The following is a 13,079-nucleotide window of genomic DNA, read 5'->3' as shown; positions in this document are numbered from 1 at the left end:
AGCCCTCCGTGCACACTGGTTGACCTCGCTGCCCTCGGGGAGGAACCTGGGAAGAAGCGGAAGGCCCGAACGCACCACGACGAAAGGGATCTGAGATGCGAGCGTTGGTCGACGTACGGCCCGCCGTGGCTGCCGATCTCCCTGCGGTCGCCCGGCTGTGCACCGCCGCACGCCGCGAGTCGGCGACGGGCATCCAGCTGTGCGTGAGCGACGAGGAGCGACTGGTCCGCCAGCTCGCCGCGCTGACGAGCGTTCCGGGCGGCAAGGTGCTCGTCGCCCTCCACGAGGAGGAGCCGGTCGGGTTCCTCCTGCTGCGCGTCCTCGACCCCAACGTCTTCAACGACGAGCCGTCGGTGTACATCGAGGCCATCTACGTCTCGCAGGACTTCCGGCGCCGTGGCGCAGGCCATGCGCTGCTCACCGCAGCCGGCGACCTGGCGGCGTCGATCGGCGCGCCGGACGTCTACTCGGTGCCCCTGCCCGGCTCGCGTGGCATGCAGCGGTTCCTCGCACGGCTCGGGTTCGCGCCCGCTGCCGGTCACCGCGTCGTGGCCACCTCGGTGCTGCAGCGCAAGCTCGCGCTCGACACCGCAGGCTCGCGCCGACAGGTGCGCGGGATCGAGGATCTCATCGCCCGCCGGCGCAAGGCCCGCATCGAGACGCACAGCGGACCCGTCGACCTGCGGAGCTTCCAGGCAGGACTCGCCGGTGCTCAGGGGCAGGACACGTCGTCCGACTCCGGCAACGCTCCGCTATCCAGGGGTCAGCACCAGACAGGTTAGGCGTGCGGTACACACACGTCGCCCGGCCTCGTCCTCGATGACGATCTCGTAGCTCGCGGTCGTGCGGCCCCGGTGCAGCGCCGACGCTGTGCCGGTCACCACGCCCGCGGTCGCGGCGCGGTGATGGGTGGCGCTCACCTCGATCCCGACGGCGTTGCGGCCCGGTCCCGCGTGCAGCTGGGCCGCGAAGGAACCGAGCGTCTCGGCGAGGACGACGCTCGCGCCGCCGTGCAGGAGGCCCGCCGGCTGCGTGTTGCCCTCGACGGGCATCGTCCCCACGACGCGCGACGCCGTGGCCTCGAGGAGCTCGATCCCCATCCGTTCGATGAGGGTGCCGCGGGCGGACTCGGTGAGGGCGTCGGTTCTGTCGATGTCAGCCATGGGGGATAGGTTTGCAGGTGTGACGGACATCGCGCGACCCAGGCTCCTGCTGATCGACGGCCACTCGATGGCCTTCCGGGCGTTCTTCGCGCTCCCCGTGGACAAGTTCTCCACGACGAGCGGTCAACCGACCAACGCCGTGCACGGGTTCATCTCGATGCTGGCGAACCTCATCCGCGACGAGGCCCCGACCCACGTGGGCGTCGCGTTCGACGCCGGCAGCACCACCTTCCGGACCGAGCAGTTCCCGCAGTACAAGGGCACCCGGGACGCCACGCCCGAGCCCTTCCGGGGACAGGTGCCGCTCATCAAGGAAGTTCTCGAGTCGATGCGGATCCCGCACCTCGAGAAGGACATGTTCGAGGCTGACGACATCCTCGCCACGCTCACGACCCAGGCCGCGCGCCTCGGCATGGAGGTGCTCGTCTGCTCCGGTGACCGCGACACGCTGCAGTTCGTCACCGACGACGTCACCGTCCTCTACCCCGTCAAGGGCGTCTCCGACCTCGCACGGATGACCCCAGAGGCCGTGCGGACGAAGTACGGCGTGGAAGCACGTCAGTACCCGGAGCTCGCGGCGCTCGTCGGGGAGTCCAGCGACAACCTCCCCGGCGTGCCGGGCGTCGGGCCGAAGACGGCGGCCAAGTGGATCAACCAGTTCGGGTCGCTCGACGAGATCCTCGAGCGCTCCTCGGAGATCTCCGGCAAGGCCGGCGAGTCGCTGCGCGCGCACCTCGACCAGGTGCGGCTCAACCGCCAGCTCAACCACCTCCTCACCGACATCGAGCTCCCCTTCGGGCCGGACGACCTGCGCGCGCAGCCGTGGGACCGTGAGGCCATGCACCGCGTCTTCGACGCGCTCCAGTTCCGGACGCTCCGGGAGCGGTTGTTCGCGATGCTCCCGGCGCAGGACGCCAGCACGGAGGGTGAGGCGGAACCGGCCCCCGAGGTCGTTCTGCTCGACGTCGCGCCGGGTGCGCTGCGGGACTGGCTGGCCGAGGTCCCCGCGGAAGGCGTCGGGCTCGAGGTGGCGGGCCGCTCGACCCCCGGCGCGGGCGACGCGTGGTCGGTCGCCGTCGCAGACCCCCGGCGCGGCGCGGTCGTCCTCGACCTCGCAGATCTCGCCCCGGAGGACGACGCGGCGCTGGGGGACTGGCTGGCCGACGCCGCCGCGTCCAAGGTGGTCCACGGGGGCAAGGCGGCGTGGCACGCACTCGCTGCTCGCGGGTACGACCTGCGTGGCGTCGTGTTCGACACCGAGCTGGCGTCGTACCTGTGCCACCCCGACCAGCGCACCTACGACCTGGGAGAGCTGGTCGTCCGCCACCTGCACCGTGAGCTCCGGGTGAGCGAACCGGGTCCCGGCGCGCAGGGAGCCTTCGACCTCAGCGAAGGCGGACAGGGCGAGGCGGAGCGCCTCGCCGTCCGTGCGGCTGCGCTCACCGACCTGGCCGAGGTGCTCGCCGGGGACCTGCGCGACAGGGACGCGACGTCGCTGCTCACCGACCTCGAGCTGCCGCTGTCGGAGGTGCTCGCCCACGCCGAGGCACGCGGCATCGCCGTCGACAGCGACTATCTCCGCGAGCTCGAGCAGCACTTCAGCGACGGCGTGGCCGAGGCGGCGCGCCAGGCGTACGAGGTCATCGGCCGCGAGGTGAACCTCGGTTCGCCCAAGCAGCTGCAGGAGGTCCTCTTCGACCAGCTGGGGATGCCCAAGACGAAGAAGATCAAGACGGGTTACACGACGGACGCCGCTGCGCTCGCCGATCTCTTCGCCAAGACCTCGCACCCGTTCCTCGAGCACCTGCTCGCGCACCGGGACGTCATGCGGCTGCGGCAGACCGTGGAGGGACTGCTCAAGTCCGTCGCGGACGACGGTCGCATCCACACGAGCTTCCAGCAGACGATCGCGGCGACCGGGCGGTTGAGCTCGACGGAGCCGAACCTGCAGAACATTCCCATTCGCACGGAAGCCGGGCGGAGGGTCCGCAAGGCCTTCGTCGTCGGGGAGGGGTACGAGACCCTCCTCACCGCCGACTACAGCCAGATCGAGATGCGGATCATGGCGCACCTGTCCGGCGACGAGAGCCTCATCGAGGCGTTCCGATCGGGTGAGGACCTGCACAACTACGTCGCCTCACGGGTGTTCGGCGTGCCGACCGACGAGGTGACGAGCGCGATGCGCTCGAAGATCAAGGCGATGTCCTACGGGCTGGCCTACGGCTTGTCCTCGTTCGGCCTGTCGAAGCAGCTCGACATCGCGGTCGGCGAGGCCGCGGCGCTCATGGACGACTACTTCTCCCGGTTCGGTGGCGTGCGCACGTACCTCACGGGAGTCGTCGACGAGGCACGCGCGACGGGTTACACGGCGACGATCATGGGCCGTCGCCGGTATCTCCCCGACCTCACGAGCGACAACCGGCAGCGCCGGGAGATGGCCGAACGCATGGCGCTCAACGCGCCCATCCAAGGGAGCGCCGCGGACATCATCAAGGTCGCGATGCTCGGCGTCGACCGCGAGCTGCGCGCCCAGGGTCTGCGCTCACGGATGCTGCTCCAGGTGCACGACGAGCTCGTGCTCGAGGTGGCGCCGGGCGAGCGCCCGCAGGTCGAGGCCCTCGTCCGCGAGCAGATGGGCTCCGCGGCGCAGCTGTCCGTCCCGCTGGACGTCTCGGTCGGGGTGGGTGCGAGCTGGCACGACGCCGGGCACTGAACCGACACCGGACGCTGAACTGACGCCAGGCGCTGAACTGACGCGGCGTGCTGATCCTCAGCACGCCCCCGGGAGGTGGGCGACGAAGATCGCCGTGCCCGGCAGTCGCTCTCCGCGGGTGCGGCTCCAGCCGCCCCACACGCCGTCGTGGTCGGCGGGCCACTCGGGCTCGACGAGGTCGGCGAGGACGAATCCCGCCCCGGCCACGTCCCGCACGTGGTCCCCGATCGTCCGGTGGTACTCGACGTAGGTCACGGCACCGCGCTCGTCGCGCTCCGCGTAGGGGCGCCTGTCGAAGTACGACCGGGTGGCAGTGAGCCCGCGCTCGGTGGGGTCGTCCGGGAAGGCCCACCGCACCGGGTGCGACACGGAGAACACCCACCGACCACCGGGGCGCAGCACGCGCGCGACCTCGGTGTGGATCGCCGCAGCGTCGGACACGAAGGGGATCGCCCCGTACGCGGTGAAGGCGACGTCGAAGCTGTCGTCCGCGAAGGGCAGGCGCCGTGCGTCCGCCTGGACGACGGGGACGTGCGTCCCGTGCGCCGCGTCGAGGTCCTGGCTCGCCCGGAGCATCCCGCCGGAGACGTCCGTCGAGACGACGTGCACGCCGCGCCCTGTGAGCCACCGGCCGCACTGTGCCGCCCCCGAACCGATCTCGAGGATGGTCTTCCCCACGAGCTCGTCCTGCGGACCGAGCAGGTGCGCGTCCGCCTCCCGGAGCCCCTCGGGGCACCAGCAGAAGTCGTCCGCACCGAGGAAGTCGCCGTGCTCGTCGAGGTAGTCGGCGGCGTTGTCGTCCCACCAGGTCCTCCCGACGGTCCTCGCGTCGGGGTCGGGGACGTCCTGGTAGCCGACACGCGGCGCACGAGTGCTCACGGGGACAAGTCTGCGCCATGCGGTGCTCCACGCCCTGACCGGGACCTATGCCGTACAGAGCCCGCCCGGGAATGGGTAGGGTTGAGTGTGGTCGTCCTGGTCCGGCCAGCACACTGCCCGACCAGTCATGTCGTCTGAGGGAGTTCCCATGCGTATCGGTCTGCTCACCGGCGGGGGCGACTGCCCCGGTCTCAACGCCGCGATCCGCGCCGTCGTGAAGCAGGGCCTGGGGGAGTACGGGCACACGATCATCGGATTCCGCAACGGGTGGAAGGGCGTCGTCGACGGCGACGTCCACACGCTCAACCGCGAGAACATCCGCAACGTCCTGCCGCAGGGCGGCACGCTCCTCGGTACGGCCCGCTACCACCCGCACTCCGCGGACGGCGGGATGGATGCGGTCATGGCGACGCTCGAGGCCGAGCGGATCGAGGCCCTCATCTGCATCGGTGGTGACGGGACGCTCAACGCGGCGAGCAAGGTCGCGGAGCAGGGCATCAAGATCGTCGCGATCCCCAAGACGATCGACAACGACGTCGCAGGCACGGACCTGTCGATCGGGTTCCACACCGCGGTGAACATCGCCACCGAGGCGATCGACCGGATCCACACGACGGCGGAGAGCCACAACCGCGTCATGGTCGTCGAGGTCATGGGACGCCACGCTGGATGGATCGCCGTGAACTCCGGCATCGCCGGCGGCGCCGAGATCGTGCTCGCTCCTGAGGAGCCGTTCGACATGGACCGCATCGTGAAGTTCCTCAAGCACCGCCACCGTGCGCACGCCAACTTCTCCATCGTCGTCGTCGCCGAGGGCGCCCTGCCCAAGGAGGGCAGCTCGATGCAGTACGAGGCGCAGCTGGGCAAGTTCGGGGAGATCATCGCCGGTGCGATCGGTGAGAAGGTCGCCAACGAGATCGCAGCGCGTACGGGCTTCGACACGCGGCTGACGATCCTCGGTCACGTCCAGCGTGGTGGTACGCCCACGCCGACGGACCGGATCCTCGGCAGCCGCTTCGGCGTCGCCGCCGTCGACGCGGTCTCCCGCGGAGAGACGAACGTCATGACCGCCCTGCGCAACGAAGAGGTCGTGCTCGTCCCGCTCGAGGAGATCGCTGGCAAGGTCAAGCACGTGCCGCAGGACCTGCTGCGGGTGGCGCGCGTCCTGGCGTGAGTGTCGCGTTGACCGGTGCACGGGGCCGCGACTAGGGTATATGGCGGTGCACTAGGGTCCGGCGCGTCCATTTTTCGTGACGAGACGACCCGACGTGCAGAGCATGAGACGGCGCTGGGTGTCACGTTCGGTCCTCGTCTTGTTGTGAAAAGCCGCAGCTTCATCCCTATCCGTCACTACTTCCTGTCCGCATCGGAGCACCTGACTCAATGACCATCACTACCCCCGCGAAGTCCGCCCCGCAGGTCGCCATCAACGACATCGGTTCTGCAGAGGACTTCCTTGCCGCCATCGACGCCACCATCAAGTACTTCAACGACGGTGACATTGTCGAAGGCATCATCGTCAAGGTCGACCGTGACGAGGTTCTCCTCGACATCGGCTACAAGACCGAAGGCGTCATCCCCTCCCGTGAGCTGTCCATCAAGCACGACGTGGACCCCGGAGAGGTTGTCACCGTCGGTGACGTCGTCGAGGCCCTCGTCCTCCAGAAGGAGGACAAGGAAGGTCGTCTGATCCTGTCCAAGAAGCGCGCACAGTACGAGCGCGCCTGGGGCACGATCGAGAAGATCAAGGAAGAGGACGGTGTCGTCACCGGTACCGTCATCGAGGTCGTCAAGGGTGGGCTCATCCTCGACATCGGTCTCCGTGGCTTCCTGCCCGCCTCGCTCGTCGAGATGCGTCGCGTCCGCGACCTCCAGCCGTACGTCGGCAAGGAGATCGAGGCCAAGATCATCGAGCTCGACAAGAACCGCAACAACGTGGTCCTGTCGCGCCGTGCCTGGCTCGAGCAGACGCAGTCCGAGGTTCGTTCGACCTTCCTGCAGACGCTGCAGAAGGGCCAGGTGCGCCCCGGTGTCGTCTCCTCCATCGTCAACTTCGGTGCGTTCGTGGACCTCGGCGGCGTCGACGGTCTCGTGCACGTCTCCGAGCTGTCCTGGAAGCACATCGACCACCCGGGTGAGGTTGTCGAGGTCGGCCAGGAGGTCACCGTCGAGGTTCTCGACGTCGACTTCGACCGCGAGCGTGTCTCGCTGTCGCTCAAGGCGACGCAGGAAGACCCGTGGCAGACCTTCGCCCGGACGCACGCCATCGGTCAGGTCGTGCCCGGTAAGGTCACCAAGCTCGTTCCGTTCGGTGCGTTCGTGCGCGTCGAGGACGGCATCGAGGGCCTCGTGCACATCTCGGAGCTCGCTGTCCGTCACGTCGAGCTGCCCGAGCAGGTCGCGAACGTCGGCGACGACGTCTTCGTCAAGGTCATCGACATCGACCTCGAGCGTCGCCGGATCTCGCTGTCGCTCAAGCAGGCGAACGAGGGTGTCGACCCCGAGAGCGACGACTTCGACCCCGCTCTGTACGGCATGGCGGCCGAGTACGACGCCCAGGGCAACTACAAGTACCCCGAGGGCTTCGACCCGGAGACGAACGAGTGGCTCGAGGGCTTCGAGGCGCAGCGTGAGGTCTGGGAGGCGGCGTACGCCAAGGCGCACGAGCGCTGGGAGGCGCACCGCAAGCAGGTCGCCGAGGCCGTCCGCGCGGACGCCGAGGCTGCTGACGCGCCCGACAGCGACACAGGTTCTGTGTCGGGTTCGTCGAGCTCCTACTCCTCGGCTCCGGCCGCGGAGCCCACGTCCGGTGGGACGCTCGCCTCGGACGAGGCGCTCGCCGCACTGCGTGAGAAGCTCACGGGCAACTGATCGCCCGCGGGTCACGATCCCGCGCGCATGACGAACGGGCCGGCTCCCCTCGGGGGGCCGGCCCGTTCGTCGTCCGCAGGACGGCTCAGACGGTGTCGTCCGCGAACTGCTGGTGGTAGAGGTCGGCGTAGAGTCCGCCGGCCTCGAGGAGCTCGCTGTGCGTCCCCTGCGCGACGACTGCCCCGTCCTCGAGCACGACGATACGGTCGGCCTCGCGGACAGTGGAGAGCCGGTGGGCGATGACCACGGACGTCCGGCCCTGGAGGGCGGCCCGCAGCGCCCGTTGCACGGCCGCCTCCGACTCGGAGTCGAGATGGGCGGTCGCCTCGTCGAGGACGACGATGGCCGGAGCCTTGAGCAGGAGCCGTGCGATGGCCAGGCGCTGCCGCTCGCCCCCCGACAAGCGGTACCCGCGGTCCCCGACCACCGTGTCGAGACCGTTCGGCAGGCGGGAGACGAGGTCCCAGATGTGCGCGGACCGCAGGGCGTCCTCGAGCTCGGCATCGCTCGCGTCCGGCCGGGCGTACCGGAGGTTGTTGGCGATGGACTCGTGGAACATGTGCGAGTCCTGGGGCACCGTGCCCACGACGTCACGCAGCGACGCCATGCTGACGTCCCGCAGGTCGCGACCAGCGACGCGCACCACGCCCGACGACGGGTCGTACATCCTCGTCACGAGCTGGGAGATCGTCGTCTTGCCAGCCCCGGAGGGGCCGACCAGTGCGACCATCTCCCCGGGTCGGACGGTGAACGACACGTGGCGCAGGGTGTCCGCGACGGGATCGTTGCTCAGGACGGCGACGGACTCGAGCGACGCGAGGGAGACGTCCTTGGCGTCCGGGTAGCGGAACGTCACGTCGTCGAGCTCGATGCTCGCTCCGTGCTGCGCGACGTGCTCGCGAAGGTCGCTCGCTGTGGGGGAGTCGGTGACGGTCGGGCGCAGGTCGAGGACCTCGAGCACGCGCTCGAAGCTCACGAGCGCGGTCATGACGTCCACCTGCACGTTGGACAGAGCGGTGAGCGGGCCGTACAGCCGCCCGAGGTATGCGGTGAGGGCGACGACGACGCCGACGGTGAGACCTCCGCCGATCGCCATGACACCGCCGACACCGTAGACCACGGCGACGGCCACGGCGGCGACGGTCGTCAGGCCTACCCGGAAGACGGTCGCGTACATCGCCTGCTTGATGCCGATGTCCCGCACCCGGGTGGCTGCGGACGCGTACGTGCGCGACTCGTCCTCGGGACGGCCGTAGGTCTTCGCGAGGTGTGCGCCGGCGACGTTGAAGCGCTCGTTCATGATCTGCGCGGTATCGGCGTTGATGGTGTAGCTCTCCCGGGTGATGCGGGCGAGCCGTGGTCCGATCCACCGGGCGGGCAGGATGAACGCGGGGAGCAGCACGAGGGAGAGCAGGGTGAGCTGCCAGGACATGGTGAGCATGGCCGCGAGCACGAGGATGACGGTGAGCCCGTTGCTGAAGACGCTCGACAGCGTGGACGTGAACGCCTGCTGGGCTCCGAGGACGTCGCCGTTGAGACGCTGGACGAGCGCTCCGGTCCGCGTCCTGCTGAAGAACGCGAGGGGCATGAGCTGGACGTGGTCGAAGACGGCGGTCCGCAGGTCGAGGATGAGACCCTCGCCGATGCGCGAGGAGAACCACCGCTGGGCGAGGGTCAGGGCGCCGCTGAGCAGGGCGAGCAGGGCGACGAGGCCCGCGAGCCAGAGGACGACGTCGCGTCGTCCTGCGCTGATGCCGTCGTCGATGATGGCCTTGAAGATCAGGGGTGTGGCCGCGCCGATCGCGGCGTCCAGGCCGATGAGGACGAGGAAGGCGACGAGCTGGCGGCGGTAGGGCCGGGCGAAGCGCAGGATGCGGCGGACCGTACCGTCCGCGAGGACGTGGTCCTTGACACTCGCGTCCTGGCGGAAGGAGCGCATGTTGCCCCCACCTGGGCCGCCCCCGCCCGCGGGGATGGGCAACGACATGGATGACCTCCGGTCGAGGGGATCGGGCGGTGAGAGATTCGGGCCGCCCAATTCGTGAGTCTAACTCACAATGTGGTCCGGTGCGCGGGTCGGACAGTGAGCTAACCTCTTTTCATGGCCGACGCGAGCGGAACGCACACGCACGAGGGCGACCCGCCAGGTGCGGAGTTCGTCTCCCTCCTGCACGTCGTCCTGCAGCGCGTACGCCGGGAGGCCATGGAGCAGGACGACTCCACGGGGACGACGCCGGGACAGTACCGTCTGCTCCGCACGCTCGCCGCGGCGGAGGGACCCCAGCGACTGGGCGACGTCGCGGCGGCCCTCGGGATCGCGCCGCGGTCCGTCACCTCCAAGGTCGACGACGCCGAGAGCGCCGGGCTCGTCCGACGCCTCGCCGACCCCCACGACCGCCGCGCGACACGCGTAGAGCTGACCGCCGAGGGGCGTTCCGTGCTCGAGCGGGTGAGTGCGCGCCGCGCGGAGCACGCCGCACGCCTGCTCAACGGTCTGAGCGACGGCGAGCGGGACGAGCTCTTGCGGCTCCTGCGGCGGGTCGGCCGGGTGGCCGCACCTCGGTGCTGTGCCGTGGACGAGGGCGGGCCCGCGCACTGACCCCCTCGCGCCGCTCCGTCGGCCGCGCTGGCGAGCAGTGCCCCGGACCGGCAGGATGAGGTGATGTTGCGGATCGGGCTGACAGGGGGCATCGCGGCGGGCAAGTCCGTTGCCTCGGAGCGACTGGCCGAGCTCGGTGCGGTGGTGATCGATCACGACACGCTGGCCCGGGAGGTCGTCGAGCCCGGCACCGTCGGGCTCGAACGCATCGTCGAGACCTTCGGTCCGGAGGTCGCGCCGGACGGCGAGCTGGACCGAGAGGCGCTCGGTCACATCGTCTTCGGGGACGCTCGGGCGCGCGAGGCGCTCAATGCGATCGTGCATCCCGAGATCCGCCGGCTCTCCGCCGAGCGCGAGGCGGCCGCGGACGCCGCCGACCCGGCTGCTGTCGTCGTCCACGACATCCCCTTGCTCGTCGAGACGGGGCAGGCCGACTCGTTCCACATCGTCGTCGTCGTCGACACGCCGGCAGACCTGCGCATCCGGCGGCTCGTCGAGATACGTGGGATGTCGCTCGCCGACGCCCGGCGGCGCGTCGCCGCGCAGGCCGGTGACGAGGAGCGACGCGCAGCGGCAGATCTCGTCCTGTCGGGTGGGGGATCGGTCGACGAGCTCCGTGCGGGGATCGACGCGTTGTGGCGCCGGCTCCAGGTCGAGGTGGAGGAGGAGCTGGTGTGACGAGCACACCGCGCGCGGCGAGATGTCAGCGGGTGGTCGTACGGTGGGTGCATGCGACCCGTCACTGATCTGCAGCGCGCCGTGGCACCGTTCGAGGTGGTGTCCGACTACACACCCTCCGGTGACCAGCCCACCGCCATCGCCGAGCTGACGCAGCGCATCCAGGCGGGCGAGAAGGATGTCGTCCTGCTCGGCGCCACGGGTACGGGCAAGTCGGCGACGACCGCCTGGCTCATCGAGAAGCTCCAGCGACCCACGCTCGTCATGGCGCCGAACAAGACCCTGGCCGCGCAGCTCGCCACCGAGTTCCGCGAGCTCCTGCCCAACAACGCCGTCGAGTACTTCGTGTCGTACTACGACTACTACCAGCCCGAGGCGTACATCGCGCAGACGGACACCTTCATCGAGAAGGACTCGTCGATCAACGACGAGGTCGAGCGGCTGCGGCACTCCGCGACGAGCAACCTCCTCACGCGCCGGGACGTCGTCGTCGTCGCCTCCGTCTCGTGCATCTACGGCCTCGGTACGCCGCAGGAGTACGTCGACCGGATGGTGCGGCTCGACGTCGGGGACGTCGTGGAGCGCGACGCGCTGCTGCGCCAGTTCGTGACGATGCAGTACTCACGCAACGACATGGCGTTCACCCGCGGGACGTTCCGGGTCCGGGGCGACACCGTGGAGATCATCCCGGTGTACGAGGAGCTCGCCATCCGCATCGAGTTCTTCGGCGACGAGATCGAGGCCATCCAGACCCTGCACCCGCTCACCGGGGAGGTGGTCCGGAACGAGACGTCGATCAACCTGTTCCCCGCCACGCACTACGTCGCCGGTCCGGAACGGATGGAGCGTGCGATCAGCTCGATCGAGATCGAGCTGGAGCAGCGGCTGGCGGAGCTCGAGGCGCAGAACAAGCTCCTCGAGGCCCAGCGCCTGCGGATGCGCACGACGTACGACATCGAGATGATGCGGCAGATCGGTTCCTGCTCCGGCATCGAGAACTACTCGCGGCACATCGACGGCCGCGCCCCCGGCACGGCGCCGCACACCCTGCTCGACTACTTCCCCGACGACTTCCTCCTCGTCATCGACGAGTCGCACGTCACCGTCCCACAGATCGGGGCGATGTTCGAGGGCGACATGTCTCGCAAGCGCAACCTCGTCGACCACGGGTTCCGGCTGCCCAGCGCCATGGACAACAGGCCGCTGCGGTGGGAGGAGTTCGTCGAGCGGATCGGGCAGACCGTCTATCTCTCCGCGACGCCGGGCAAGTACGAGCTGTCCATGTCGGACGGTGCCGTCGAGCAGATCATCCGGCCGACGGGCCTCGTCGACCCGCAGGTCGTCATCAAGCCGACGACCGGTCAGATCGACGACCTCCTCGAGGAGATCCGGGTACGCGCCGACCGCGACGAGCGGGTGCTCGTGACGACACTCACGAAGAAGATGGCGGAGGACCTCACCGACTACTTCCTCGACAAGGACGTCCGGGTGCGTTATCTGCACTCCGAGGTGGACACCCTGCGGCGTGTCGAGCTGCTGCGCGAGCTCCGGATGGGCGAGTACGACGTCCTCGTCGGCATCAACCTCCTGCGCGAGGGCCTCGACCTTCCGGAGGTCTCGCTCGTCGCGATCCTCGACGCCGACAAGGAGGGATTCTTGCGGTCCGCGACATCGCTCATCCAGACGATCGGTCGCGCGGCGCGCAACGTCTCGGGCGAGGTCCACATGTACGCGGACAAGATCACGGCCGCCATGGCGATGGCCCTCGAGGAGACCGATCGGCGTCGTGAGAAGCAGGTCGCCTACAACCTGCTGCACGGGGTCGATCCGCAACCGCTCCGCAAGAAGATCAGCGACGTCACCGACATGCTCGCCCGGGAGGACATCGACACGGCCGAGCTCCTCAGGGGCGGCTATCGCAACGCAGGCAAGGGCAAGGCCCCGGTACCTGGGGGCGGCAAGGCGGGAGCGACGACGGCGAACCGGCTCGCGGGCGTTGCTGCAGGGGAGCTCGTCGACCTCATCCAGGAGCTCAGCGACCAGATGCACGCGGCTGCGGCGGAGCTGCAGTTCGAGCTCGCAGCCCGCCTTCGTGACGAGATCTCCGGATTGAAGAAGGAGCTACGGCAGATGCAGTCCGCGACAGCCTGACCCGTCCTGCGCGTCAGGCCGTCGC

General features: G+C 69.4%; 10 protein-coding genes. 7 read left to right on the top strand and 3 right to left on the bottom strand.

Translation table 11 applies throughout. From position 1 onward, the window contains the following. Positions 1 to 95: 95 nt before the first annotated feature. Positions 96 to 782 carry a GNAT family N-acetyltransferase gene (locus AC54T1_RS12845; RefSeq protein WP_484344368.1) on the top strand — a complete coding sequence of 229 codons (687 nt, stop codon included), beginning with the start codon at positions 96 to 98 and terminating at the stop codon, positions 780 to 782. Here the strand turns inward: AC54T1_RS12845 and AC54T1_RS12840 are convergent. Beyond that, positions 753 to 1,163, bottom strand: coding sequence for a hotdog fold thioesterase (locus tag AC54T1_RS12840; protein WP_484344369.1), 411 nt, complete (start codon positions 1,161 to 1,163; stop codon positions 753 to 755). The two genes, AC54T1_RS12845 and AC54T1_RS12840, sit on opposite strands and share 30 nt — an antisense overlap. Between AC54T1_RS12840 and polA the strand changes: the two genes are divergently transcribed. Beyond that, complete coding sequence (gene polA, locus AC54T1_RS12835; protein WP_496912181.1) at positions 1,162 to 3,876, top strand: DNA polymerase I; 2,715 nt, start codon at positions 1,162 to 1,164, stop codon at positions 3,874 to 3,876. The genes AC54T1_RS12840 and polA overlap by 2 nt on opposite strands. A 57-nt stretch (positions 3,877 to 3,933) precedes the next feature. Here polA and AC54T1_RS12830 read toward each other — a convergent pair whose 3' ends face one another. Further along, complete coding sequence (locus tag AC54T1_RS12830; protein WP_496912180.1) at positions 3,934 to 4,755, bottom strand: class I SAM-dependent methyltransferase; 822 nt, start codon at positions 4,753 to 4,755, stop codon at positions 3,934 to 3,936. A 148-nt stretch (positions 4,756 to 4,903) separates the two neighbouring features. Here AC54T1_RS12830 and AC54T1_RS12825 point away from each other — a divergent pair, with 148 nt between their 5' ends. Together AC54T1_RS12825 and rpsA are read left to right on the top strand one after the other, a co-directional pair. Further along, positions 4,904 to 5,929 (top strand): 6-phosphofructokinase, encoded by a 1,026-nt coding sequence (locus AC54T1_RS12825; RefSeq protein ID WP_484344372.1) that lies wholly within the window; start codon positions 4,904 to 4,906, stop codon positions 5,927 to 5,929. A gap of 209 nt (positions 5,930 to 6,138) precedes the next feature. Beyond that, the gene (gene rpsA / locus AC54T1_RS12820; protein ID WP_484344373.1) at positions 6,139 to 7,626 is read left to right on the top strand and encodes a 30S ribosomal protein S1; all 1,488 of its coding nucleotides are present in this window, start codon (positions 6,139 to 6,141) and stop codon (positions 7,624 to 7,626) included. 85 nt (positions 7,627 to 7,711) lie between these two features. Here the strand turns inward: rpsA and AC54T1_RS12815 are convergent, their stop codons facing one another. Beyond that, positions 7,712 to 9,613 carry an ABC transporter ATP-binding protein gene (locus AC54T1_RS12815; protein WP_496912179.1) on the bottom strand — a complete coding sequence of 634 codons (1,902 nt, stop codon included), beginning with the start codon at positions 9,611 to 9,613 and terminating at the stop codon, positions 7,712 to 7,714. A 114-nt stretch (positions 9,614 to 9,727) separates the two neighbouring features. On the opposite strand from AC54T1_RS12815, the gene AC54T1_RS12810 reads away from it, so the two are divergent. From AC54T1_RS12810 to uvrB, 3 genes are all read left to right on the top strand, one after another. Further along, positions 9,728 to 10,225, top strand: coding sequence for a MarR family winged helix-turn-helix transcriptional regulator (locus AC54T1_RS12810; RefSeq protein WP_496912178.1), 498 nt, complete (start codon positions 9,728 to 9,730; stop codon positions 10,223 to 10,225). A gap of 63 nt (positions 10,226 to 10,288) precedes the next feature. Further along, positions 10,289 to 10,903 (top strand): dephospho-CoA kinase, encoded by a 615-nt coding sequence (coaE, locus tag AC54T1_RS12805; RefSeq protein WP_484344376.1) that lies wholly within the window; start codon positions 10,289 to 10,291, stop codon positions 10,901 to 10,903. A gap of 51 nt (positions 10,904 to 10,954) precedes the next feature. Further along, positions 10,955 to 13,054 (top strand): excinuclease ABC subunit UvrB, encoded by a 2,100-nt coding sequence (gene uvrB / locus AC54T1_RS12800; RefSeq protein WP_496912177.1) that lies wholly within the window; start codon positions 10,955 to 10,957, stop codon positions 13,052 to 13,054. Positions 13,055 to 13,079 lie beyond the last annotated feature (25 nt).

The sequence above is a fragment of the Sanguibacter sp. Z41_6 genome (assembly GCF_059621145.1).
The sequence above is the reverse complement of the archived record's forward strand: the minus strand, read 5'-3'. Positions and strand labels throughout refer to the sequence as shown.

Excerpts from the sequence above, each read along its gene's own strand:
- AC54T1_RS12845 (WP_484344368.1), top strand. The coding sequence starts at position 96 with ATGCGAGCGTTGGTCGACGTACGGCCCGCCGTGGCTGCCGATCTCCCT.
- polA (WP_496912181.1), top strand. The coding sequence starts at position 1,162 with ATGGGGGATAGGTTTGCAGGTGTGACGGACATCGCGCGACCCAGGCTC.
- AC54T1_RS12840 (WP_484344369.1), bottom strand. The coding sequence starts at position 1,163 with ATGGCTGACATCGACAGAACCGACGCCCTCACCGAGTCCGCCCGCGGC.
- AC54T1_RS12825 (WP_484344372.1), top strand. The coding sequence starts at position 4,904 with ATGCGTATCGGTCTGCTCACCGGCGGGGGCGACTGCCCCGGTCTCAAC.
- rpsA (WP_484344373.1), top strand. The coding sequence starts at position 6,139 with ATGACCATCACTACCCCCGCGAAGTCCGCCCCGCAGGTCGCCATCAAC.
- AC54T1_RS12815 (WP_496912179.1), bottom strand. The coding sequence starts at position 9,613 with ATGTCGTTGCCCATCCCCGCGGGCGGGGGCGGCCCAGGTGGGGGCAAC.
- AC54T1_RS12810 (WP_496912178.1), top strand. The coding sequence starts at position 9,728 with ATGGCCGACGCGAGCGGAACGCACACGCACGAGGGCGACCCGCCAGGT.
- coaE (WP_484344376.1), top strand. The coding sequence starts at position 10,289 with ATGTTGCGGATCGGGCTGACAGGGGGCATCGCGGCGGGCAAGTCCGTT.
- uvrB (WP_496912177.1), top strand. The coding sequence starts at position 10,955 with ATGCGACCCGTCACTGATCTGCAGCGCGCCGTGGCACCGTTCGAGGTG.